The 22,034-nt window shown below is 70.8% G+C and carries 21 protein-coding genes and 1 pseudogene; 11 read left to right on the plus strand and 11 right to left on the minus strand.

The window, feature by feature from the left end:
- Positions 1–6: 6 nt before the first annotated feature.
- The 3 genes from ACIQTP_RS31655 to ACIQTP_RS31665 form a co-directional block, all read right to left on the minus strand.
- Positions 7–729 carry a DUF4142 domain-containing protein gene (locus ACIQTP_RS31655; protein WP_403406284.1) on the minus strand — a complete coding sequence of 241 codons (723 nt, stop codon included), beginning with the start codon at positions 727–729 and terminating at the stop codon, positions 7–9.
- 238 nt (positions 730–967) lie between these two features.
- Positions 968–2,341: a cryptochrome/photolyase family protein gene (locus ACIQTP_RS31660; protein WP_403406287.1), complete on the minus strand. Its 1,374-nt coding sequence runs from the start codon at positions 2,339–2,341 to the stop codon at positions 968–970.
- Between the two features lie 118 nt (positions 2,342–2,459).
- A complete protein-coding gene (locus ACIQTP_RS31665; RefSeq protein WP_403406290.1) occupies positions 2,460–3,995 on the minus strand; it encodes an SDR family oxidoreductase in 1,536 nt (511 codons plus the stop codon).
- 163 nt (positions 3,996–4,158) lie between these two features.
- On the opposite strand from ACIQTP_RS31665, the gene ACIQTP_RS31670 reads away from it, so the two are divergent.
- Positions 4,159–4,338: a hypothetical protein gene (locus ACIQTP_RS31670; RefSeq protein ID WP_402040276.1), complete on the plus strand. Its 180-nt coding sequence runs from the start codon at positions 4,159–4,161 to the stop codon at positions 4,336–4,338.
- Positions 4,339–4,348: 10 nt separating this feature from the next.
- Here ACIQTP_RS31670 and ACIQTP_RS31675 read toward each other — a convergent pair whose 3' ends face one another.
- A complete protein-coding gene (locus ACIQTP_RS31675) occupies positions 4,349–5,275 on the minus strand; it encodes a LysR family transcriptional regulator (protein WP_403406293.1) in 927 nt (308 codons plus the stop codon).
- A gap of 143 nt (positions 5,276–5,418) precedes the next feature.
- Here ACIQTP_RS31675 and ACIQTP_RS31680 point away from each other — a divergent pair, with 143 nt between their 5' ends.
- From ACIQTP_RS31680 to ACIQTP_RS31700, 5 genes are all read left to right on the plus strand, one after another.
- Positions 5,419–5,496 carry a putative leader peptide gene (locus tag ACIQTP_RS31680; RefSeq protein ID WP_351520955.1) on the plus strand — a complete coding sequence of 26 codons (78 nt, stop codon included), beginning with the start codon at positions 5,419–5,421 and terminating at the stop codon, positions 5,494–5,496.
- A gap of 156 nt (positions 5,497–5,652) precedes the next feature.
- Entirely contained in the window at positions 5,653–6,786 is a 1,134-nt protein-coding gene (sfnG, locus tag ACIQTP_RS31685; protein WP_403406295.1) for a dimethylsulfone monooxygenase SfnG, read from the plus strand.
- A 54-nt stretch (positions 6,787–6,840) separates the two neighbouring features.
- Positions 6,841–7,395: an NADPH-dependent FMN reductase gene (gene ssuE, locus ACIQTP_RS31690; protein WP_388149187.1), complete on the plus strand. Its 555-nt coding sequence runs from the start codon at positions 6,841–6,843 to the stop codon at positions 7,393–7,395.
- 4 nt (positions 7,396–7,399) lie between these two features.
- On the plus strand, positions 7,400–8,584 hold the full coding sequence (locus ACIQTP_RS31695; protein WP_403406299.1) for an SfnB family sulfur acquisition oxidoreductase: 1,185 nt from the start codon (positions 7,400–7,402) through the stop codon (positions 8,582–8,584).
- A gap of 41 nt (positions 8,585–8,625) precedes the next feature.
- Positions 8,626–9,768 carry an LLM class flavin-dependent oxidoreductase gene (locus ACIQTP_RS31700; protein ID WP_402040291.1) on the plus strand — a complete coding sequence of 381 codons (1,143 nt, stop codon included), beginning with the start codon at positions 8,626–8,628 and terminating at the stop codon, positions 9,766–9,768.
- On the opposite strand, the gene ACIQTP_RS31705 is transcribed toward ACIQTP_RS31700, so the two are convergent.
- Positions 9,758–10,849 carry an acyl-CoA dehydrogenase family protein gene (locus ACIQTP_RS31705; RefSeq protein ID WP_403406302.1) on the minus strand — a complete coding sequence of 364 codons (1,092 nt, stop codon included), beginning with the start codon at positions 10,847–10,849 and terminating at the stop codon, positions 9,758–9,760. The two genes, ACIQTP_RS31700 and ACIQTP_RS31705, sit on opposite strands and share 11 nt — an antisense overlap.
- A gap of 118 nt (positions 10,850–10,967) precedes the next feature.
- Here ACIQTP_RS31705 and ACIQTP_RS31710 point away from each other — a divergent pair, with 118 nt between their 5' ends.
- Both ACIQTP_RS31710 and ACIQTP_RS31715 read left to right on the plus strand, forming a co-directional pair.
- Positions 10,968–11,321, plus strand: coding sequence for a YciI family protein (locus ACIQTP_RS31710; protein ID WP_168488921.1), 354 nt, complete (start codon positions 10,968–10,970; stop codon positions 11,319–11,321).
- Positions 11,321–12,517, plus strand: a complete 1,197-nt coding sequence (locus ACIQTP_RS31715; RefSeq protein WP_403406306.1) for an RNA polymerase sigma factor — start codon at positions 11,321–11,323, stop codon at positions 12,515–12,517. Before ACIQTP_RS31710 ends, ACIQTP_RS31715 begins: the two co-directional genes overlap by 1 nt.
- Before the next feature lie 75 nt (positions 12,518–12,592).
- Here the strand turns inward: ACIQTP_RS31715 and urtE are convergent, their stop codons facing one another.
- The 6 genes and pseudogenes from urtE to ACIQTP_RS31745 form a co-directional block, all read right to left on the minus strand.
- Positions 12,593–13,285, minus strand: a complete 693-nt coding sequence (urtE, locus tag ACIQTP_RS31720) for an urea ABC transporter ATP-binding subunit UrtE (RefSeq protein WP_403406605.1) — start codon at positions 13,283–13,285, stop codon at positions 12,593–12,595.
- Between the two features lie 4 nt (positions 13,286–13,289).
- Positions 13,290–14,111 (minus strand): urea ABC transporter ATP-binding protein UrtD, encoded by an 822-nt coding sequence (gene urtD / locus ACIQTP_RS31725; protein ID WP_403406309.1) that lies wholly within the window; start codon positions 14,109–14,111, stop codon positions 13,290–13,292.
- Positions 14,108–15,223: an urea ABC transporter permease subunit UrtC gene (urtC, locus tag ACIQTP_RS31730; protein WP_403406312.1), complete on the minus strand. Its 1,116-nt coding sequence runs from the start codon at positions 15,221–15,223 to the stop codon at positions 14,108–14,110. Before urtC ends, urtD begins: the two co-directional genes overlap by 4 nt.
- Positions 15,220–16,116 (minus strand): urea ABC transporter permease subunit UrtB, encoded by an 897-nt coding sequence (gene urtB, locus ACIQTP_RS31735; protein ID WP_403406315.1) that lies wholly within the window; start codon positions 16,114–16,116, stop codon positions 15,220–15,222. Before urtB ends, urtC begins: the two co-directional genes overlap by 4 nt.
- A gap of 83 nt (positions 16,117–16,199) precedes the next feature.
- Complete coding sequence (urtA, locus tag ACIQTP_RS31740; protein ID WP_403406317.1) at positions 16,200–17,432, minus strand: urea ABC transporter substrate-binding protein; 1,233 nt, start codon at positions 17,430–17,432, stop codon at positions 16,200–16,202.
- Positions 17,433–17,734: 302 nt separating this feature from the next.
- Positions 17,735–18,847 (minus strand): annotated as a pseudogene (locus tag ACIQTP_RS31745) (substrate-binding domain-containing protein).
- A 114-nt stretch (positions 18,848–18,961) separates the two neighbouring features.
- Between ACIQTP_RS31745 and ACIQTP_RS31750 the strand changes: the two are divergent.
- From ACIQTP_RS31750 to ACIQTP_RS31760, 3 genes are all read left to right on the plus strand, one after another.
- A complete protein-coding gene (locus tag ACIQTP_RS31750; protein ID WP_403406320.1) occupies positions 18,962–19,372 on the plus strand; it encodes a MarR family winged helix-turn-helix transcriptional regulator in 411 nt (136 codons plus the stop codon).
- 113 nt (positions 19,373–19,485) lie between these two features.
- Positions 19,486–20,844 (plus strand): aldehyde dehydrogenase family protein, encoded by a 1,359-nt coding sequence (locus tag ACIQTP_RS31755; protein ID WP_403406323.1) that lies wholly within the window; start codon positions 19,486–19,488, stop codon positions 20,842–20,844.
- A 253-nt stretch (positions 20,845–21,097) separates the two neighbouring features.
- Positions 21,098–21,988, plus strand: a complete 891-nt coding sequence (locus tag ACIQTP_RS31760; RefSeq protein ID WP_403406325.1) for a glycoside hydrolase family 19 protein — start codon at positions 21,098–21,100, stop codon at positions 21,986–21,988.
- Positions 21,989–22,034: the final 46 nt, after the last annotated feature.

A 22,034-nucleotide genomic window follows, 5' to 3' on the forward strand; every position in this document is an offset into this window, starting at 1 on the left:
TACGGCTCAGCCGACCGTCCCGGTGGGCGAGGGGGAGGCGCCGGCGGGCGGAGTGAGCACGACGGTGGGCTCACCCGGCGCGGGCGCGGGCGGCGTCAGATCGGAGGCGGGCAACTTCGGCGGGGTGGTCTGCTGGAACAGCGTCTGGTCGAAGTTCACCAGTCCGGTCTTCTCCATCACCGTGATGTGGTCCAGCACGGTGGTGTTGGCCTGGTCGGCCAGCTGGCGGACCAGCGAGTTCTTGGTGGTGGACCGGATCTTGGCGACGGTGTTGAAGATTGAACCGTGGGTCATCCGCAGGATGTTGGCGAAGTCGACGTCGAACTGCTTGCCGGTGTCGCCGCTCAGGGTCGACACGAAGCCCTGCTGCTGAGGAGACGGCTTGTTGGGGATGGTGATGCCGAGTGCGGCGGCGACCTTGCGGTCGGTGTCGTCCAGCGCGGCATGGCCCCTGACCAGGTGGTCACCGGCGGTCCTGACCGCCGGGGTGGTGCCCTTCTGCAGACCCAGCATCCCCACGGGGTACTCCCACAGCCCAGCCGCCCGCACCTTGACGACGAAGTCGCGGTCGGCCTCGGTCACCGGGCCCGTCGAGGTGTTGGCGATGACGCGGCTCTGATCAGTGGCCGTGGTCTGCAGTCCGAGCATGCTGGGGTACGCGAGCGCGGCGAGAGTCATGACCAACGCACCTGCCACGAAGACGGTTCCTGCGGTTCGTGCAATGCGCATTGAGCCTCCTGGCGGGGCGGCGGCCCGGAGTGTGACGCTCCGGTGGGCCGCTCGGTGGATCCGGTGCGTGGATCCGGTACGGGTGTTTCGGACGACCACCTATACGGCTGTGCGGGCCGGAGAAGTCTCTAGGGATAGTAAAATCCGTGCCGCCACCCGCGCGGTCGTGAGCGGCTGAGCCGCCGTCCCATCCGCCGCGATGCCGCTCGGCCGTGACGCCGCTCGCTCGTGTTGTCGCTCAGCCACGATCCCGAGCGGCCCTGAACCGGGCCAGCCCATCGGAGAGTTCGACGACGGGGTCCGGGTAGTCGTACGCGGCGCGCTCCAGCCCCGGGAGTTTCCATGGTTCGTGCACGGCGCCGCCCGCGAGCCCCGCCAGCTCCGGCACCCAGCGCCGGACGTACTCCCCGTCCGGGTCGTACCGCTTGGCCTGCGTCACCGGATTGAGGACGCGGTTCGGCCGCGAGTCCGTGCCTGTTCCGGCCATCCACTGCCAGTTGAGCTGGTTGTTCGCGACATCGCCGTCCACCAGCAGGTCCAGGAAGTGCCGGGCCCCGATCCGCCAGTCCACGTACAGCGTCTTGGTGAGGAAGCTGGCGGTCAGCAGCCGTGCCCGGTTGTGCATCCAGCCCTCGTGCCGCAGTTGGCGCATCCCCGCGTCGACGACCGGATAGCCGGTGCGTCCTTCCTTCCACGCCTGGATGTCCTCGCGTGCCGTCCTGTCCGAGCGCCAACGGTCGTGCTTGGTGCGGTAGTCGGCGACGGCCGCGTCCGGCCGGGCGGCGAGCACCTGGTGGTGGAAGTCCCGCCAGGCCAGTTGGCGTACGAACGCCTCGGCGCCCGGACCGCCCGCCGCGCGCGCCCGGTGCACGAGTTCGACCGGGGAGAGGGTGCCGAAGTGCAGATGGGGGGAGAGCCGGGAGGTGGCGTCACCCGGCAAGTCGTCGCGGCCGTCCTCGTACGAGGTGATCCCGGCCCGCAGCCAGGCCGCGAGCCGCTTCCTGCCCTCCCGCTCGCCGCCCCGCGCCAGCCCCTGCGACAGCCCGGACAGGCCCGTGCGGGAGGGGATCTCCTGCGAGCCGACGCCGTCCGGCACCCGGATCGCCCGGGGCGCTGCGACCGCGTTCCGCAGCGGCTCCTGCGACCAGCGCCGGAAGTACGGTGTGAACACGGCGAAGTGGTCCGAGGTGGACGGAGTGACGGCGCCGGGCGCGAGCGCGGTGATCACGGTGTCGTGGACGTGCAGCCGGCACCCCTCGCCCTCCAGGGCGCCGCGCAGCCGCTCCTCACGGCGGCGGGCGTAGGTGCTCACCCCCGCCGCCATGTGCACCTCGTCGGCGTCCGCCTCGGCCACCACCTCGCACACCTGTGCGACGACATCGCCGGAGCGCACCACGAGACGGCCGCCGCGCTCCCGCAGTCCGGCGTCCAGGTCCGCCAGACAGTCCGCGAGGAATGCCATGCGGTTGGGCGCCGTGAACCCGGCTGCGGCGACGGCGTCGTCCCGTACGAACAGGGGCACCAGCGCGGCCGAGCCGTCCTGCGCCGCGCGCAGCGCGGGATGGTCGTGCAGGCGCAGGTCCGAGGTGAACAGGACGACCGAGACGTTCATGGTGTGACTCCGGGACAGGTGGGACGCGGTGCTGTGACAGGGCGGCGACGAGTGTGGCCATGACTGCTTCGGGCCCGCGGTCCCTCGCGGATGCGGGTGTCGGCGAGGGATGCGGGACTCAGTGGGACGGCACGACGGGCTGCCGCGCCCCGGCCGGTACGCCGGCCGTGGCCGCCGCCTTGGCGATGTTGCGGGCCATACCGCCGAACACGAGGGCGTGGAAGGGCGAGATGCTCCACCAGTAGGCGTGTCCCAGCAGGCCGTGCGGATGGAACAGGGCCCGTTGCCGGTAGCGGGACCGGCCGTCGGCGCCGGCCTCGGCGTACATCTCCAGCCAGGCGAGGCCCGGCAGCCGCATTTCGGCGCGCAGTCGCAGCAGACGGCCTGGCTCGATCTCCTCGACGCGCCAGAAGTCGAGCGAGTCGCCCACGCGCAGCCGGGCCGCGTCGCGCCGTCCGCGCCGCAGTCCGACACCGCCCACCAGCCGGTCCAGCCGGCCGCGGAGCGCCCAGGCCGGCGGGAAGGAGTACCAGCCGTTCTCACCGCCGATGCCCTCGATCACCCGCCACAGCGCGCCGGGCGGCGCGTCCACCGCCCGCTCGCGTTGATCGGTGTAGAGACTGCCGCCCGCCCAGTCGGGGTCTGTGGGGAGGGGATCACTGGGCGCGCCGGGCACGGAGGCCGACGACCACCGGGTGGTGACCTGGGCGTCCCGCACCCGTTGCAGGGCCAGCGACACCGCCTCGTCGAAGCCGAACGGACGGCCGGGGGGATCGGGGACGTACCGGACGATGTCGTGTTCGTGGCAGACGACCTCGTGGCGCAGCGATTCGGTGAGCGGGCGCGCGATGGACGCGGGCACGGGGGTGACCAGGCCGACCCAGTGGCTGGAGAGCCCGGGGGTCAGCACGGGCACGGGCAGGATCAGTCTGCGCGGCAGCCCGGCGACGGCGGCGTACCGCCGCATCATCTCCAGATAGGTCAGGATCTCGGGACCGCCGATGTCGAAGGCGCGGTTGACCTCGGCGGGCATCCGCGCGCTGCCGACCAGGGTGCGCAGCACGTCCCGTACGCCGATCGGCTGGATCCGGGTGCGCACCCAGCGGGGCGTGACCATGACCGGGAGGCGTTCGGTGAGGTAGCGGAGCATCTCGAAGGAGGCCGAGCCGGAGCCGATGATCACGGCCGCGCGCAGCACCGTGGTCGGCACGCCCGACTCCAGCAGGATGCGGCCGACCTCGGCGCGCGACCTGAGGTGGGGCGAGAGCCGTTCCTCGGGGACACCCGCCGGGGTCAGGCCGCCCAGGTAGACGATCCTGCTCACCCCGGCGGCGCGGGCCCGCTCGCCGAAGATCCGGGCCGCCTTCCGGTCGGTCTCCTCGAAGTCGGGGCCCGTGCCCAGGGCGTGCACCAGGTAGTACGCGACGTCGATGCCGCGCAGCGCCTCGGCGACCGAGCCGCAGTCCGTGACGTCGCCGCGTACCACCTCCGCGTCACCCGCCCACGGGTAGTCGCGCAGCTTGGCGGGGGAGCGGGCGAGACACCGGACGCGGTGACCCGCCTCCAGTAGCTCGGGGACCAGCCGGCCGCCGATGTAGCCGGTGGCACCGGTCACCAGACAGCGCGGGCCGGGGCGGGGATCGTCGTCGCTCATGGGTCCCTCCGTCGTTCGTCGGGCCACCCGCTTTCCGTGTTCCCTCCCTCATCTCTTCCACGCGAACGCGGCGCTCGGATGCGCCTCGCGGAGTCTTCGCGGACATGTCCGCGTGAATCGCGGGCAGCCGAGACAGCACGAGAGTCCGAGGGCACAGCTGGAGGTGTCTGCCGTGAGGGGCACGAAGGTGTTGGAGCGGTTTCCCGCGGGAGGCCCGCGCGGATCCTGGACGGCGGAGGAGTACGCGGCCCGGCGCCGCACCGAGGGGCAGCCCGCGACGGTGGTGATGGACCTGAAGTCGGACGCCTTCCTCGTGGTGGTGCCGCTCGGCGACGAGGACTGAACGACCCCGGTCAGGGCCGATCCGACAGGTGGCCGCCGAGCTGCGCCGCCCTGCGCACGAACGCCTCATGCAGGTCGTGGGCGGCACGGGGCACCGAGTCCGCCCGGCGGCGCCGCAGCATCAGCAGGACCCGTGTCGTGTCGTCCGTGAGCGGCCGGTGAGTGATCGCGCCACTCCGCTCCAGGGGATCCCCGATCACACTGAAATCGGGCAGGACCGTCGCGCCCAGCCCCTCGGCGACCATGAGCTTGCCCATCTCGGCGCCGTCGGTCGTGTACGAGAGGGCCGGGCCGCGGCCCTCCAGGAGCCGGTGGAGATAGCGGTGCATGACGTACCCGGAGCGCATGGCGATCAGCGCCTCGCGTCCGTCCAGCAGGTCCGCCGCCGACACCGCGTCGAGTGAGGCGAGCGGACTGTCCGGGCGCAGGCACACCACGGGTCGGCCGCGCAGCACTTCGGTGGTCTCGAAGTCGGCGGGCAGGTCGTCGCCGTCGAGATGGTTCACCAGGCCCAGGTCGAGGCCGCCCTCCGACAGGGCTCGGTGGATCTCCGTCTGCTGGGCGCCGACCACCTCCACCTGCGTCAGCGGATGCGCCGCGCGGAATTCCCGGACCGTCGGGATGAGCAGGGGCACCGTCGCCGCGTTCACCGTGCCGACGCGGACCATCCGGCTGATGCGGTGCTGCTCGCCGGCCGCGCCGCGCAGCCGGTCCACCGCGTCCAGCACGTTGATGATGTGGGGCAGCAGCTCCCGCCCCTCGGCGCTCATCCGCGCGCCGGACCGCTTGCGCTCCAGCAGATCGACGCCGAGTTCGCGCTCCAGGTTCCGCACGGTCTCGCTCAACGCCGGCTGGGAGAGGTGGAGTTCCTCGGCGGCCCGGCGCAGCGAGCCGAGCCGGGTGACCGCCGCGATGTATTCCAGTTGTTCTGTCCGCACGCCAGCAGAATGCGGTCCATTTCACGGCCCGTTCAAGGGTTTCCCTGTCACGCGTTCGTGAAATTCGGTGGTCCGCGATACGAGACCGGTCGGGTTTTCCTTGACTGCCCTCGCGGCAGGCTGCCACGATCGACGGCATGATGATGCGACTGGACCTCACGCGGCGACGCCACGTCGACCTCGCGCGCGTCTCCAGCGCCTCCTGTTGCACCGCGGCCTGAGTCCCCGGATCCGCCGCACCCCATCGGCCCCACCGCTGCCGTCGGGCAGCCGTGTGCGGCGTTCTCACAGCACCGCCTGAATTCGGCGATCCCGCGCGCCCTCCTGAACGCGCCCCCTGAATTCGGCGTACCCGAAATCCGCAACAGGAGTTCCGCATGTCCGCAGCGCCCGTGAATCCCGTGAAATTCGCGTACTGGGTTCCCAACGTCAGTGGTGGGCTGGTCACCAGCAAGATCGAGCAGCGCACCGACTGGGGTTACGACTACAACCGCGAACTGGCCGTACTGGCCGAGAACAACGGCTTCGACTACGCGCTCAGCCAGGTCCGTTACATGGCCAGCTACGGCGCCGAGTACCAGCACGAGTCGACCAGCTTCAGCCTCGCGCTGCTGCTCGCCACCCAGCGTCTGAAGGTCATCGCCGCCGTGCACCCGGGCCTGTGGCACCCGGGCGTCCTCGCCAAACTCGGCGCCACCGCCGACCACTTGTCGAACGGCCGCTTCGCGGTGAACGTCGTCAGCGGCTGGTTCAAGGGCGAGTTCACCGCCCTCGGCGAACCCTGGCTGGAGCACGACGAGCGCTACCGCCGCTCCGAGGAGTTCATCCGCGCCCTGCGCCAGATCTGGACCGAGGACCACACCGAACTCGCCGGGGACTTCTACCGGTTGCGCGACTTCTCGCTCAAGCCCAAGCCCCTCAACACCCCCGAACGCCCGCACCCGGAGATCTTCCAGGGCGGCAACTCCACCGCGGCCCGTGCCATGGCGGGCCGGGTCTCCGACTGGTACTTCTCCAACGGCAAGGACTTCGACGGGGTGGTCGAGCAGATCGCGGACGTCCGGAAGGCCGCGGCCGAAGTGGGCCGCACGGCACCGAAGTTCGGCCTCAACGGCTTCCTCATCGCCCGTGACACCGAGGCCGAGGCCCGCGAGACCCTGCGCGAGATCGTCGCCCAGGCCGACCACGAGGCCGTCGAGGGCTTCGGCGCCGCCGTGAAGCAGGCCGGACAGTCCACCGCCGACGGCAAGGGCATGTGGCAGGACTCCAGCTTCGAGGACCTCGTCCAGTACAACGACGGCTTCCGTACGGGCCTGATCGGCACCCCCGAGCAGATCGCCGAACGGATCGTCGCCTACAAGCGGCTCGGCGTCGACCTCTTCCTCCTCGGCTTCCTGCACTACCACGAGGAGGTGGAGTACTTCGGCCGCCGGGTGCTGCCCCTGGTGCGCGAGCTCGAGGCGCGAGCGGACAGCGGGGCCGAGCCCGGGTCCGTCCCCGCGCACCTCTGAAGCCGTTCCCCACTCCGCTCCCGCTCCTGCCCTCCGTTCCCGAAAGAGGACCCCATGGCCACCGTCCTGTCCGTCTCCGGCAGTCCGTCCGTCTCCTCCCGCACCGCGAAGCTCCTGCGCCATCTGGACACCCGGCTGGCCGCGCAGGGACACGAGGTGATCCCGCTCGACGTGCGCACGATCCCCGCCGAGGCCCTGCTCGGCGCCGACTTCAAGCACCCCGCGATCGTCGAGGCGACCGAACTCTTCGCCCGCGCCGACGGCGTGGTCATCGGCACCCCCGTCTACAAGGCCGCCTATTCCGGCGTCCTCAAGGCCCTGCTCGACCTGCTCCCGCAGTACGCCCTCACCGGAAAGACCGTGCTGCCGCTCGTCACCGGCGGCAGCACCGCGCATGTCCTCGCCCTCGACTACGCCCTGCGCCCGGTCCTCAACTCCATGGGCGCCGCGCACATCGTCCAGGGCTGGTTCACCCTCGACAAGGACATCACCACGGGCGAGGACGGCGGCGTCACCGTCGCCCCGGCCACGGCCGAGGCCCTCACCCAGGTGGTCGACCAGTTCTCGGCGGCCCTCGGCAGCGCGCCCCTGCTGGCCGCGGCGGGCTGAGGCGATGTCCGCCAAAGTGATCGCCGACGACGTCGAGGCCCTGGCCGTCGCCGCCGCGCTCGCCGAGGAGTTCCGCGCCGGTGCCTCGGCGCGGGACTCCGAACGGCGCCTCCCGCGCGAGGAGTTGGACCGCCTCTCCGCCTCCGGACTGCTCGCCGTCACCGTGCCCGCCGAGCACGGCGGGGCGGACGTAAGGCAGGAGACCCTCGCGGAGGTCTTCCGGCTGCTGGCCTCGGCCGATGCCAGCCTCGCCCAGATCCCGCAGAACCACTTCGTGTACGTGAACGTGCTGCGCCGCCAGGGCACCCCGGAGCAGCAGACGTTCTTCTTCGACGAGGTCCTGGCCGGGCGCCGCTTCGGCAACGCCCAGTCGGAGGCGGGCACCCGACACGTCCAGGACATCCGCACCCGACTCGACCCCGGGCCCGACGGCTCGTACGTCCTCACCGGCGTCAAGCACTACTCCACCGGCGCGCTCTTCGCCGACTGGATCCCCGTCCTCGCCCGCGCCGCCGACGACAACCTGCACGTCGCCTACGTCCCCCGCGGCGCCGAGGGGGTCACGGTCGTCGACGACTGGGACGGCATGGGCCAGCGTACGACGGCCAGCGGCACCGTTCGCCTCGACGCCGTCAACGTGCCCGCCGACCGTGTCGTCCCCCACCACCTCACCTTCCGGGGACCCCAGCTCCACGGGGCCGTGGCCCAGTTGCTGCACGCCGCCATCGACGCCGGGATCGCCGCGGGCGCACTGGCCGAGGCCGCCGAGTTCGTCCGCACCAAGAGCCGGCCCTGGTTCGAGAGCGGCTTCGACACGGCGGCCGAGGACCCGCTCCTCATCCAGCGGTTCGGTGAACTCGCCGTCCAGGTACGGGCGTCCGAGGCGCTGCTCGGTGCCGCGGCCCGCACGGTCGACGCGGCCCGCGACGAGCTGACCGAGGACTCGGCGGCCGAGGCGTCCATCGCGGTGGCAGCCGCGAAGGTGCACACCTCCGCCACCGCCGTGGAGGTGGCAGGCGCCCTCTTCGAGCTGTCCGGCACCCGTTCCGCCCTCAACTCGCTCAATCTGCACCGGCATTGGCGCGACGCCCGCACCCACACCCTGCACGACCCGGCCCGCTGGAAGATCCAGCACATCGGCCGATACGTGCTGGCGGGCACCAAGCCACCCCGCCACGGCCTGCTGTGACCCCACTCGCTCATCGGCCCCCACGATCGGAGAACGCCGCCGTGTCCCTCACCTTCCACTGGTTCCTGCCCACCAACGGCGACAGCCGCCATGTCGTCGGCGGCGGTCACGGCACCCCCGCCACGGCCTTCGGCCGCAACCGGCCACCGACAGTCGCCTATCTGAGCCAGATCGCCCGCGCCGCCGAGGACCTGGGCTTCGTCGGGGCGCTCACCCCCACCGGCGCCTGGTGCGAGGACGCCTGGCTGACCACCGCGATGGTCAGCCAGCACACCGAACGGCTGAAGTTCCTGGTCGCCTTCCGGCCCGGCTTCGTCTCACCCACGCTCGCGGCGCAGATGGCGTCCACCTTCCAGCGGCAGACCGGCGGCCGGCTGCTCCTCAACGTGGTCACCGGCGGCGAGAGCCATGAACAGCGTGCCTACGGCGACTTCCTCGACAAGGACGCCCGCTACCGCCGTACCGGCGAATTCCTGCAGATCGTGCGCGACTTGTGGGAGGGCAAGACCGTCGACCTGTCCGGCGAACACCTCCAGGTCGAGGACGCCAGGCTGGCCCGGGTACCCGACCCGGTCCCCGAGGTCTACTTCGGCGGCTCCTCACCCATCGCCGGCGAGATCGCCGCCCGCCACGCCGACGTCTACCTCACCTGGGGCGAACCGCCCGCCCAGGTCGCCGAGAAGATCGCCTGGGTACGGGGACTGGCGGCGAAGGAAGGGCGCACCGTCCGCTTCGGCATCCGGCTGCACGTCATCACGCGCGACACCGCCGAACAGGCCTGGACCGAGGCCCACAACCTCCTGGACGGCTTCGACCCGGACACCGTGAAGTCCGTCCAGGCGGGTCTGGCCCGCAGTGAGTCGGAGGGGCAGCGGCGCATGCTCGCCCTCCACGGCGGCAAGCGCGAGGACCTGGAGATCCACCCCAACCTGTGGGCCGGCATCGGCCTCGTCCGCGGCGGCGCGGGCACCGCCCTGGTCGGCAGCCACGACGAGGTCGCCGAGCGGATCAAGGAGTACCACGCCCTCGGCATCGACGAGTTCGTCCTCTCCGGCTATCCGCACCTGGAGGAGGCGTACTGGTTCGGCGAGGGCGTGCTGCCGCGCCTGGCCGCACAGGGCCTGTGGCAGCACCCGTTCGCACCGACGTCCGCCCCCGCCGCGCAGGTGCCCTTCACGAGCTGAGCGAACCGGGCGAACCGGGCGGGCCGGGCGAACCGGCTGAACCGAGCGCACCGAGGTGGGCGGCGCGCACCTGGGCGGTCTGCCCCTGCACCAGCAGGAACATCCCCTCGCGTGCCAGTCGCTGCGCCGGGCTGCCCAGGTCCATCGCGCGCCCGCCACCGGCCACGACCGCCGCGGTCGTGGCCGCGCGCATGACGTCGTACGCCCGCGTCTTGACCGCCAGCCGCTCCGCGATCCGCTCGGTGGGCACCGGGTGGTCGGCGAGTTCGTACGCCTGCCGTCGGACCTCGTCGAGGCGGCCGCGCAACACCTGTCCGGTCTCCTTCGCCGCGGGATCGCCGTCCAGCAGGCCGAGTGCCGACGCGGTGATCCCGAAGACGGCCGGTGAGGCGTTGGTGTTCTTGGGGCGATCGGTGACCGCCCAGGTCTCGTACGGCGTGCGCAGGGCCACGGCGTCGTCCGGGAGCCGCAGCCCGTCCAGCTCCAGGGACACCGTGCGCGAGGCGGTGAGCGCCGCCAGCCGCATCGGCGGCGAAGGCCGTAGTCCGGGCTGCTCGCGCGCCTCGGTGAACGCGAACAGTGCCTCGCCCGCTTCCGTCACCCCGGCGAGCAGCATCACGTCGTTCAGTCCCCAGCCCGTGTACCAGGGGACCCTCCCGTCGAAGCGCCAGCCGCCACGCGCACGGGTGACCCGGACGGGGACCCGCGGGTGGGCCCGCAGCTGTGCGTACGCGACCCCGGACAACAGCTCCCCGCGCGCCAGCGGACCCAACAACCGGTCCCGCGCCGCGAGTTCACCCTTCGCCAGGGTCAGCACCGGAGTGTGGTGCTGGGTCTGCACGAACCAGGTCGAGCAGCACGCCCCGGCCAGGATCTCGGCGGTCTCCCGGACCACCGCCGCGGGCGCGGCCGACCCGCCGTAGGCCACCGGCGCGCTCGCCCCGAGCAGCCCCGACCGCTTGACCGCCTCGATGCTGCTCGCCGGCACGCCCTCCTGGTCCACGCGCTCCGCCCGTGGGGCCAGCACCTCGGCCGCCAGCCGCCTGGCCGCCGTGACGAGCGGATGCGGTGGGATGGTCATCGTGAAAATCTCCCACTGTCGTCGTGTCGTGTGTCGATCCGGCCGCCTCCCGTTCGTGTAGTCAGTGAAAGACCACCCGAGAACGAGCCGAGAACGACACGGCCGAGGAGCACACATCATGAAGTACTACCTGCTGAGCGTGATGCAGCCGCCCGGTGAGCCGCCCGCGCCCGAGATCCTGAAAGAGATCATGCACAATCTCGACGTCTTCCACGCGGAGCTGCGCGAGGCCGGTGCGTGGGTGTTCGCCGGGGGGCTGCACGGACCGGAGACGGCCACCGTGGTGCGCGCCAAGGACGGCGACGTGCTCGTCACCGACGGCCCGTACACCGAGAGCAAGGAGTACCTGGGCGGGATCTGCCTGATCAAGGCACCCGACCTCGACGCGGCGCTCGAATGGGGCCGCAAGGCCACACTGGCGACCACACTCCCCATCGAGGTGCGGCCCTTCATGGGCGAAGCCGAGGACTGATGACCCCGAACGCCGACATCGAGGCCGTGTTCCGCGCCGAATACGGCCGCGCGGTCGCCGTCCTCGTCCGCTTCCTCGGCGACATCGACCTCGCCGAGGAAGCGGTCCAGGACGCCTTCACCACCGCCCTGCGGAAGTGGCCGGAGTCGGGCGTACCACCCAGCCCGGCCGGATGGATCATCACCACCGCGCGCAACCGCGCCGTCGACCGGCTGCGCCGCGAGTCCACGCGCGAGGCCCGGTACGCCGAGGCCGAGCGGCTGTACGTCCGGGACGAACCGGCCGAGGAGGGCCCCGTGCGCGACGACCGGCTCCGCCTGATCTTCACCTGCTGCCATCCCGCGCTCGCCACCCGGTCCCAGGTCGCCCTCACCCTGCGCCTCCTCGGCGGTCTGACCACGCCGCAGATCGCCCGCGCCTTCCTCGTCCCCGAGCCCACCATGGCCCAGCGGATCGTCCGGGCCAAGGCCAAGATCCGCGACGCCCGGATCCCGTACCGCATCCCGCGCGAAGCGGACCTCCCGGACCGTGTCAGGGGGGTGCTCGCGGTCGTCTACCTCATCTTCAACGAGGGCTACGGCGGCCGGGAGGACCTGTGCGCCGAAGCCGTCCGGCTCGGCCGCCTCCTCGTCGACCTGATGCCGGACGAGCCCGAGGCACTCGGCCTGCTCGCGCTGATGCTCCTCATCGAGTCCCGCCGGCCCGCCCGCGCCACCCCGGACGGCGACCTGATCCTCCTCCCCGACCAGGACCGCTCCCGGTGGGACCGCGATCTCATCGCCGAGGGACAGACCCTCGTACGCCGCTGTCTGCGCCGCAACCGGCCGGGCCCGTACCAGATCCAGGCGGCGATCAACGCCGTACACAGCGACGCCCCGACCGCGGCCGCCACGGACTGGGGCCAGATCCTCCGGCTCTACGACCAGCTGGCCGCGCTCGCCCCGAGCCCGGTGGTCGCCCTCAACCGGGCCGTCGCCGTCGCCGAGCTCGAGGGCCCGGAGCCGGCACTCGCCCTTGTCGAGGCGCTCGACCTGGACGGCTACCACGCCTTCCACGCCGTACGGGCGGACCTGCTGCGCCGCCTCGGCCGGAACTCCGAGGCCCTACGCGCGTACGAGGCGGCCATCGCGCTGACCGACAGCGCACCGGAGCGCGCCCACCTCGAACGGGCCCGCACGGCACTCCCACGAAGCTGAGCGGCGCCTGTACCAAGCCGGGCGCCGCGCGCAGGAGACCGAGCGGCGCCCGTACGAGCCGGGAAGCGCCCGCGATCACACGCTGAGCGCCTCCCGTACCGACCGCTCGGCCTTCTGGCCGCCCTCGCCCGACGAGGTGACCCGGCCCGCCTCCAGGACGTAGTACCGCTGCGCCGCCCGCATCGCGAAGCCGACGTGCTGCTCGACCAGCAGGACCGAGAGCCCGCCACGGGCGGCCAGGGCGAGGATCGTCTCCTCGATCTCGGCGACGACGGAGGGCTGGATGCCCTCGGTGGGTTCGTCGAGGAGCAGAATCCGAGGGCCCGTCACCAGGGCTCGGGCGATGGCGAGTTGCTGGCGCTGGCCGCCCGAGAGCAGCCCGGCCCGGCGGTTCGACAGCGTCCTCAGCGCCGGGAACAGGTCCAGCGCCTCGGCGATCGCCGCCTTGCCGCGCCTGCGCCCGTCCGCGACCAGCTGGAGGTTCTCGGCGGTCGTGAGGTGTGGGAAGGCCTGCTGGCCCTGGGGGACGTACGCCATGCCGCGCGCCACCCGCTCGTGCGGTCTGCGGCGGGTGATGTCCTCGCCGTCGAGGCGGACGTGGCCGCTGTGCGGGGTGAGCAGCCCGACGGCGGCGCGCAGCAGGGTGCTCTTGCCCGCGCCGTTGTGCCCGAGCACGGCCGCCACTCCGTCGCGCGGGACCTCGACACGGACGCCGTGCAGGACGGTACTGCGGTGGTAGCCGACGCGTACGTCGTCGATCTCCAGCATCACGTCAGGCCTCCTGCACGGCGGTCGGTTCGGGCACGCTCGTCGTGGTGTGCTCGGTGGCCGCGTGTCCGAGGTAGACCTCCTGCACCTTCGGATCCGCCTGCACCTCGGTCACCGTCCCCTCGCTGAGCACCTTGCCCGCGTGCAGCACGCTGACGCTGCGCGCGAAGGAGCGCATGAAGTCCATGTCGTGTTCGATGACGACCACGGTCCGCTCCCGGCTGATGCGCCGCAACAGCTCGCCGGTGGCCTGCCGTTCGTCGTGGCTCATGCCGGCCACCGGCTCGTCGAGCAGCAGCAGCCGGACGTCCTGGACGAGCAGCATGCCGATCTCCAGCCACTGTTTCCTGCCGTGCGCGAGGGTCCCGGCGAGGCTGCCCGCGAGGTCCGTCAGGCCCACTGTCTCCAGGGCGCGCGCGACGGACTCCGGTACGCCCTTGCGGCGCCGCAGCATGGTGAGCGTGCCGCGGCCCGCGCCCGCGGCGATGTCCAGGTTCTGCAGGACCGTCAGCTCCTCGAAGACGGTGGCCGTCTGGAAGGTGCGGCCGATTCCCGAACGGGCGATCCGGTGCACACTGCGGCCGAGGATGTCCTCGCCCCCGAAGCGCACCGACCCCTCCGCCCTCACCAGGCCGGTGACGGCGTCGACCAGGGTCGTCTTGCCCGCGCCGTTGGGTCCGATGAGGAAGCGCAGATCGCCGGGGCCGACGTCGAGATCCACTCCGTCGACGGCCGTGAAACCGTCGAAGGACACGCGCAGTCCCCGTATCTCCAGTCCCGAGAGCCCGGTGTCCGTCCGGGGCTCGGTGGTCGTCGGATCCGTCATGCCGCTTCTCCCTCCGGCGCCCTGCTCGCCCTGCGCCGCCGGACGATCCCCACCAGTGAGGCGAGGCCGCCCGGCAGGAAGGCCAGGGCCACGATGAACAGCAGTCCCTGGAAGTAGGTCCAGGCGGCGGGGAACTCCTCGGACAGCGCGGTCCTGGCCCAGGCGACCGCGATCGCGCCGAGCACCGCGCCCACCAGACTCGCCCGGCCGCCGACCGCGGCGCCGATCACGAGTTCGATGGACGGCACGATCCCGATCAGCGCGGGGGAGATGATGCCCACCGCGGGCACGAACAGGGCGCCCGCGAGTCCGGCCATGCCCGCCGCGACGACGTACGCGACGAGCTTCACGTTCGCCGGGTTGTAGCCGAGAAACCGTACCCGCTCCTCCGAGTCCCGTACGGCGACCAGGAGTTCGCCGTACCGGCTGTGGATGAGCTGGCGGGCCAGGGCGATCAGGAGCAGCAGGACGGCGGCGATGACGAAGTACACCATCCGCTGGTTGACCGGGTCGTCGAGGTCGTAGCCGAAGAAGCCCTGGATGTCGGTGAGTCCGTTGGTGCCGCCGGTCGTGGCCTGCTGCCCGACCAGCCAGATGGCGAAGGCCGCGGCGAGCGCCTGGCTGAGGATCGCGAAGTACGCGCCCTTGACCCGGCGCCGGAAGACGAACGAGCCGAGGATCGCCGCGACGGCCATCGGCAGCAGCACGGTGGCCGCGAGGGCGAAGACCGGGTTGGCGAACGGCCGCCACCACCACGGGAGTTCGGTGGCGGTGCCGTACAGCTGCATGAAGTCGGGGACCTGGCCGGGCCCCGCGTCCGCGATCTTCAGATGCATCGCCATGGCGTAGCCGCCCAGCCCGAAGAACACCCCCTGCCCGAGCGTCAGCAGTCCGCCGCGGCCCCAGGCCAGACAGATGCCGACCGCGACCATCGCGGTGCACAGGTACTTGGCGAGCAGCCCGAGCCGGAAGTCGGAGAGCGCGAGCGGGGCCACGGCGAAGAGCACCACGGCGGCCGCGGCGAATCCGGCCGCGGGACGCAGGAAGGTCAACCGGCTCTTCGGGGACGGGAGTTGCTTCACCGATGGGGCGTGAGGAGTGGTGGTCGTCATACGAGACTCCTCGTCCGCGCGGTGTACAGGCCCTGGGGCCGCCACTGGAGGAACGCGACGATGGCCACGAGGACCAGTACCTTCGCGACGCTGACCGTGGTCGAGTACTCCAGCACGGACTGCAGCACACCCAGCACGAAGGCGACGATGACGCTGCCCTTGAGCTGTCCGATGCCGCCGACCACGATCACCAGGAAGGCGTCGATGATGACGTTGGTGCCCATGGTGGGCCCGATCGGACCGACGAGTGTCAGCGCGACCCCGGCGATGCCGGCCAGGCCGGACCCGATGAAGAACGCGGTGCGGTCGACACGGCCGGTGGAGATGCCGGACACCTCGGCGAGGTCCCGGTTCTGCACGACGGCACGGATGCGCCGCCCCAGCGGGGTCAGCCGCAGGGTGAGCGACAGGGCGACCACCGCCGCGACCGCCAGCCCCAGGATGAACAGGCGGCTGCTCGCGAAGGTGAGCGGGTCGTCGCCGCCGATGACGGTGATGTTCCCGGTGAGGACGTCCGGCGCGCGGGTCTGCACGTTGGGCGCGCCGAAGATGTCCCGCGCGAGCTGCTGGAGCATCAGGGAGACACCCCAGGTGACCAGCAGGGTGTCCAGGGGACGCAGGTAGAGCCTGCGGATGAGCAGCCATTCGAGCAGCGCGCCGAGGGCACCCGAAACGAGGAAGGCGACGGGCAGCGCGACGATCAGCGAGAGACCCGCGCCGGCGATGGACTTCTGGAGGAGGTACGTGGTGTAGGCGCCGGCCATGATGAACTCGCCGTGGGCCATGTTGATGACGTTCATCTGGCCGAAGGTGAGCGACAGGCCGAGCGCGATGAGCAGCAGGACGGCACCGATGCTGACGCCGGTGAACATCTGCCCGAGGATCACGGTCATGGAGCGACTCCGGGGGACGGGACACAGGGGCCTCTCGTCATGGACGAGGTCCGTGGTGTTCGAGGCCCCCGCGCGACGGGCGGTCAGGAGAGGCCGGAGGCCCAGGAGTAGCCCTTGAGGAACGGGTCCGGCTTGATCGGCTTGCCCGAGTTCCACACTTCCTGGATCAGCCCGTCGGTGCCGACCTTGCCGATGCGGGCGGTCTTGTAGATGTGCTGGCTCGCGCCGTCGACGGTGACCTTGCCCTCGGGCGCCTCGAAGGTGATGCCGTCGGAGGCCGCCTTGACCTTCTCCGGGTCGAAGGACTTCGCCTTCTCGACCATCGCCATCCACAGGTAGACCGAGGTGTACGCGGCCTCCATCGGGTCACTGGTCGGCTTGTCCTGGCCGTACTTGGCCTTGTACGCCTTCACGAACCTGGTGTTCGCCGCGCCGGGGGTCGTCTGGTAGTAGTTCCAGGCCGTCAACTGGCCCGCCAGGTACTGCGATCCGATCGACTTGACCTCCTCCTCGGCGATCGACACGGAGACCACCGGCATGCGGGTGGCGGTCAGGCCGGCGGACTTGTACTCCTTGAAGAACGCCACGTTCGAGTCGCCGTTGAGGGTGTTGAAGACCGCGTCCGCCTTCGACGCCTTCACCTTGTTGGCGATCGTGCTGAACTCCGTGGAGCCCAGCGGCGCGTAGTCCTCGCCGAGCACCGTCATGCCGTTGGCCTTCGCGTACGCCTTGATCTCCTTGTTGGCGGTGCGCGGGAAGACGTAGTCGCTGCCGACGAGGTAGATCTTCTTCTTGCCCTGTGACTTGAGGTAGTCGAGCGCCGGGACGATCTGCTGGTTGGTGGTCGCGCCGGTGTAGAAGATGTAGGGCGACTCCTCCAGGCCCTCGTACTGCACGGGGTAGAACAGCAGCGACTTGTTCTTCTCGAAGACCGGCTTGACGGCCTTTCGGCTTGCCGAGGTCCAGCAGCCGAACGTGGCCGCGACCCGGTCCTCCTTGATGAGCTTGCTCGCCTTCTCGGCGAAGGTCGGCCAGTCGGAGGCGCCGTCCTCGCTGATCGGCCTGATCTTCTTGCCGAGCACTCCGCCGGAGGCGTTGATCTCGTCGATCGCCAGCTTCAGCGAATCGCGTACGGTCACCTCGCTGATCGCCATGGTGCCGGAGAGCGAGTTGAGGAGTCCGACCTTGACCGTGTCACCGCTGGTGTCGGCCTGCGCCGCCTTGTCGGACGTACCGCCGGAGTTGGTCTTCGCGCCGCACGCGGAGAGCGCGACGACCGCGGCGAGCGCCACGGAAACCCTGGAAACTCTGGACAAAAGAACCCCCTAAGTCCCATGAGGGGACAGCCGGAAAGAAAGAGACAGCCCTTCAGGGGCGGCGATGGCGCGCGAGTCTCCAGCTTTCCGCTGATGGTGTACCGGCTGGTTCCTGAAGTGCGGTCACAGCCTCAAGTCGCCCTGTTTCCAAGGCGTTTCACCAGACTTTCCCGGCTGTATATTCCGGCTCTCTCCGGGCAAGAAAAAATGCCAGGGGCGGAATTCGATGCATGAATTCACAGATCGCCCGAAGCATTCTAATTACTTCCTGTAGGAAGTATCTTGGTGTGGGCGCGAACGTGTCAAGGGCGGGATCCGTGAAGATCGAGTTCGGCCACCACGTCGAAGTCGACTCCCTCGGCCCGTGCCAGATAGATCCGCTGCCGTACGTGGCCGCCCCGCAGGTGGAGCAGTCCGCGCGGACCCTTGTACGACACGGTGTCGGCCGTCGCCCCGACCGCCGACACGTCGAGCGACCCGGCCCGGGCGATGAGCGCGGCGAGCAACAGGACGCCCTCGTAACAGGATTCGCCGAGACTTCCGAGCGCCGGTGCCTCGATGCCGTACCTCCCGGCGTACTGGCCGTGGAAGTCGAGGGTGTCCTGATTCGCGAGCGAGGCGAAGAAACCCGCGCTGCTGAAGAGGTCCGAGGTGGTGCTCGGCCCGCTGGCCATCAGCATGTTCTCGTCCATCAACGTGCTCAGCCGCAGACAGCGCTCGTCGAGTCCGGCCGCCGCGAACGCCCGGTTGAAACGCACCGCGTCGCTGCCCACCAGCAGCATCAGGACGGCGTCCGCCTCCGACCGCTCGATGCGCCGCAGCACGCCGTCGAAGTCGTGGGTGCCGAGCGGGAGATAGGACTGCCCGCAGACGTCGGCCCCGGACTCGCGGGCGTACCCGAGCGCCGCACGGGCCGTACGACGTGGCCATATGTAGTCGTTGCCGACGACGAACCAGCGCCGCACCCCACGTTCGTGCGCCAGCAGTCCCATCGCGGGCCGGAGCTGGTCGCGCGGGGTCTCGCTGGTGAGGAACACCCCCGCGGTGCGCTCGCCGCCCTCGTACAGCGCGGTGTAGACGTACGGCACCCGGTGCGCGATCCTCGGCGCCAGAGCCTGCCGCACCGAGGAGATGTGCCAGCCCGTGACGCCCTACACGACCCCCAGGTCCACCAGGGCCTGGACGTGGTCGGCGACTGCATCCGGCGGGGCGCCGCCGTCGACGGGCAGCAGCCGCAGTTCCTTGCCGAGGACGCCGCCCGCGCGGTTGACCTCCTCCGCGGCCAGCCGCGCGCACAGTTCGCAGGTGGGCCCGAAGATGCCCGCCGACCCCTGGAGCGGGAAGACCAACGCCACACCGAGCACGGAGTCGTCGGCCGTGAACCAGTCGAGCGGAGGGGGAGCGCTCCCGAACATGGCGTCATGATTTCGGGTCCCCGCGGTGAACTCCAGTCCGTCTCTTACGATGTACGCACCTCGTGACCAAGGAGCATGATGGCCGGCCGATCTGCGCGTGAGCCTCAGAACCTGATGCAGCTCTTGACGCGGGCCGAACGGCTTGCCGCGCGCCACCTCCAGACCGTCCTGGACGAGGACGGCTGCTCGCTCGACGCCTGGCGGGTGCTCGCCCTGCTCTCCGACGGCGAGGGCCACCACATGACCGCGGTCGCCGAGGCCGCCTTCCTGCCGCCCGCGACGCTGACCAAGCTCGTGGACCAGCTCGTCGACCAGAACCTCGTCCACCGCCGCGTCGACCCTCTCGACCGGCGGCGCATCCTCGCGCATCTCACCCCGCGCGGCGAGACGTACTGGCGCCGCCTCGACCGCGAGGTCCGGGCGCGGTGGCCGGTGCTGAGCGACGGCGAGGACGAGCTGCTGAAGGGCTTGTTGGAGCGCCTTTCGGACGCGCTCCACGGATCTCCCGCGGAGCCCGCCCTCTGACACCCGTCCGTGACGCCATGCTCGCGGAACGTATTCTTCGTGTACCCGGAATTTATTTGGGCACATGAAAGGTTGGTGTTTACACCGAGCCCTCCGGCTCAAGACGACCGCCCGTGGGCCGCCAGGTCCGCACCGATCAGCGAGGCACCGTGAACGACCGCACCCCCGAGCAGCCCGCCGACATCGTGGCCCGGCTGCGCGCCACCTTCCGCTCCGGCCGCACCAAGCCCCTCGCGTGGCGCACCACCCAGCTGCGCCGGCTGCGCGAACTGCTCACCACGCATGGCGCCGAGCTCGCGGAGGCCCTCCACGCGGACCTCGGCAAGAGCTCCACCGAGGCCTTCCGCACCGAGATCGACTTCACCGTGCGCGAGATCGACCACACCCTCGACCACCTCGACGAGTGGCTGCGCCCCGAGTCCGCCCCGGTCCCCGCCCACCTCGGCGCCGACGCGACGGCCTGGACGCGGTACGACCCGCTGGGTGTCGTGCTGGTGATCGCCCCGTGGAACTATCCGGTGCAGCTCCTGCTGACGCCGATGCTCGGCGCGCTGGCCGCGGGCAACACGGTGGTCGTCAAGCCCAGTGAGCTCGCCCCGGCCACCTCCGCCGCCCTCGCCCGGCTGCTGCCGCGCCACCTCGACACCGACGCGGTCGCCGTCGTCGAGGGCGCCATCGCGGAGACCACCGCGCTGCTGGCGGAGCGCTTCGACCACATCTTCTACACCGGCAACGGCGCGGTCGGCCGGATCGTGATGCGGGCCGCCGCCGAGCACCTCACCCCCGTCGCCCTCGAACTGGGCGGCAAGTCACCGGCGTTCGTCGACCGTGACGCCGACCTGTCCGTCGTCGCCGACCGGCTCGCCCGCGGCAAGTTCCTCAACGCCGGGCAGACCTGTGTCGCGCCGGACTACGTCCTCACCGACCCGGAGACCGCCCGCGCGCTGGAGCCCGAGCTCGTCCGCGCCGTCGAGGCCCTCTTCGGCGCCGAGCCAGAGCGGTCGGGCGAGTACGGGCGGATCGTCAACGAGCGGCACTTCGACCGGCTCAGCTCGCTGCTCGACTCCGGGCGCACCGTCATCGGCGGCACCGGAGACCGGGCCACCAAGTACCTCGCGCCCACCGTCCTCGCCGACGTCGACCCCAAGGCCCCCGTGATGCAGGAGGAGATCTTCGGACCGATCCTGCCGATCGTCACGGTGGCAGGGCTGGACGAGGCCATCGACTTCATCAACGACCGCGACAAACCCCTGGCGCTCTATGTCTTCACCGAGTCGGACACCACCCGGGAGCGGATCGCCGAGGAGACGTCCTCCGGAGGCCTCGGCCTCGGTCTGCCGCTCGCCCATCTGACCGTCTCCGACCTGCCGTTCGGCGGGGTCGGCGAGAGCGGTATGGGCCGCTACCACGGCCGCTACTCCATCGAGACGTTCAGCCACCGCAAGGCGGTGCTGGAGAAGCCGCTCGTCTGACGCGGCCCCGACGGTGCCCCGGCAGGTCGTCGAGGATCTGCCGGGGCACCGTCGTGCGCCTCTCTGCCAACGTTGTCAGATCTGACTGGTCTACACCCTTGACTGGTACATACCAAAGCGGTTGAGTGTGGCACCACACCCCCCACCACGGCCGCCCCCGACGCCGTGGCCGGCCTCGCCGGCACGTGCGCACAAGGCTCCGCCCCGCGCTGCCTTGTCCGGGAGCGGCCGTGCCCCGCAAAGGAGTTGACCTGTGTCGAGGCGCCGAATCTCCGCCGTTCTGACCGCCCTCGCCCTCGCGTCCGCCACCCCGCTGCTGCTGCCGGCCTCCGGCGCCTCCGCCGCCGCCTGTTCGAGCTATCCGAGCTGGGTGGCCGGGAGGTCCTACGTCACCGGTGACGTCGTCCGCTACACCGACGGGAAGACCTACGTCGCCGAGCACGACAACCCGGGTTACGACCCCACCATCAGCACCTGGTTCTGGGACCCCTACGCCTGCGACGGAGGTTCCACGACACCCTCCGACGGCTTCGTGGTGAGCGAGGCGCAGTTCAACCAGATGTTCCCGAACCGGAGTTCCTTCTACACCTACAGCGGTCTGCGGGCGGCGATGAGCGCATACCCGGCCTTCGCCAACACCGGCAGCGACACCGTGAAGAGGCAGGAGGCCGCGGCCTTCCTCGCCAACGTCAGCCACGAGACCGGCGGCCTGGTCTACGTGGTGGAGCAGAACACCGCCAACTACCCCCACTACTGCGACTGGAGCCAGCCCTACGGCTGCCCGGCCGGACAGTCGGCCTACTACGGCCGCGGCCCGATCCAGCTCAGCTGGAACTTCAACTACAAGGCCGCGGGCGACGCGCTCGGCATCGACCTCCTCAACAACCCCTACCTGGTGCAGAACGACGCCGCCGTGGCCTGGAAGACCGGCCTCTGGTACTGGAACACCCAGACGGGGCCCGGCACCATGACGGGCCACAACGCCATGGTCAACGGCGCGGGATTCGGCCAGACCATCCGGAGCATCAACGGCTCCCTGGAGTGCGACGGCAAGAACCCGGCACAGGTGCAGAGCCGGGTGGACGCCTACCAGCGCTTCGTGCAGATCCTCGGGACCTCGGCCGGCAACAACCTCTACTGCTGATCCGCCGTAGACGGCAGCCGCCCGGGCCCGGAGATGGTGTGCGAAA

Source organism: Streptomyces sp. NPDC090798, from assembly GCF_044768965.1.
Taxonomy (GTDB): domain Bacteria; phylum Actinomycetota; class Actinomycetes; order Streptomycetales; family Streptomycetaceae; genus Streptomyces.

What these genes read in the sequence shown, in the direction of transcription:
- ACIQTP_RS31655 (WP_403406284.1), bottom strand. Translation starts at nt 729, where the DNA reads ATGCGCATTGCACGAACCGCAGGAACCGTCTTCGTGGCAGGTGCGTTG.
- ACIQTP_RS31660 (WP_403406287.1), bottom strand. Translation starts at nt 2,341, where the DNA reads ATGAACGTCTCGGTCGTCCTGTTCACCTCGGACCTGCGCCTGCACGAC.
- ACIQTP_RS31665 (WP_403406290.1), bottom strand. Translation starts at nt 3,995, where the DNA reads ATGAGCGACGACGATCCCCGCCCCGGCCCGCGCTGTCTGGTGACCGGT.
- ACIQTP_RS31680 (WP_351520955.1), top strand. Translation starts at nt 5,419, where the DNA reads ATGCGACTGGACCTCACGCGGCGACGCCACGTCGACCTCGCGCGCGTC.
- sfnG (WP_403406295.1), top strand. Translation starts at nt 5,653, where the DNA reads ATGTCCGCAGCGCCCGTGAATCCCGTGAAATTCGCGTACTGGGTTCCC.
- ssuE (WP_388149187.1), top strand. Translation starts at nt 6,841, where the DNA reads ATGGCCACCGTCCTGTCCGTCTCCGGCAGTCCGTCCGTCTCCTCCCGC.
- ACIQTP_RS31695 (WP_403406299.1), top strand. Translation starts at nt 7,400, where the DNA reads ATGTCCGCCAAAGTGATCGCCGACGACGTCGAGGCCCTGGCCGTCGCC.
- ACIQTP_RS31705 (WP_403406302.1), bottom strand. Translation starts at nt 10,849, where the DNA reads ATGACCATCCCACCGCATCCGCTCGTCACGGCGGCCAGGCGGCTGGCG.
- ACIQTP_RS31710 (WP_168488921.1), top strand. Translation starts at nt 10,968, where the DNA reads ATGAAGTACTACCTGCTGAGCGTGATGCAGCCGCCCGGTGAGCCGCCC.
- ACIQTP_RS31715 (WP_403406306.1), top strand. Translation starts at nt 11,321, where the DNA reads ATGACCCCGAACGCCGACATCGAGGCCGTGTTCCGCGCCGAATACGGC.
- urtE (WP_403406605.1), bottom strand. Translation starts at nt 13,285, where the DNA reads ATGCTGGAGATCGACGACGTACGCGTCGGCTACCACCGCAGTACCGTC.
- urtD (WP_403406309.1), bottom strand. Translation starts at nt 14,111, where the DNA reads ATGACGGATCCGACGACCACCGAGCCCCGGACGGACACCGGGCTCTCG.
- urtC (WP_403406312.1), bottom strand. Translation starts at nt 15,223, where the DNA reads ATGACGACCACCACTCCTCACGCCCCATCGGTGAAGCAACTCCCGTCC.
- urtB (WP_403406315.1), bottom strand. Translation starts at nt 16,116, where the DNA reads ATGACCGTGATCCTCGGGCAGATGTTCACCGGCGTCAGCATCGGTGCC.
- ACIQTP_RS31750 (WP_403406320.1), top strand. Translation starts at nt 18,962, where the DNA reads ATGCAGCTCTTGACGCGGGCCGAACGGCTTGCCGCGCGCCACCTCCAG.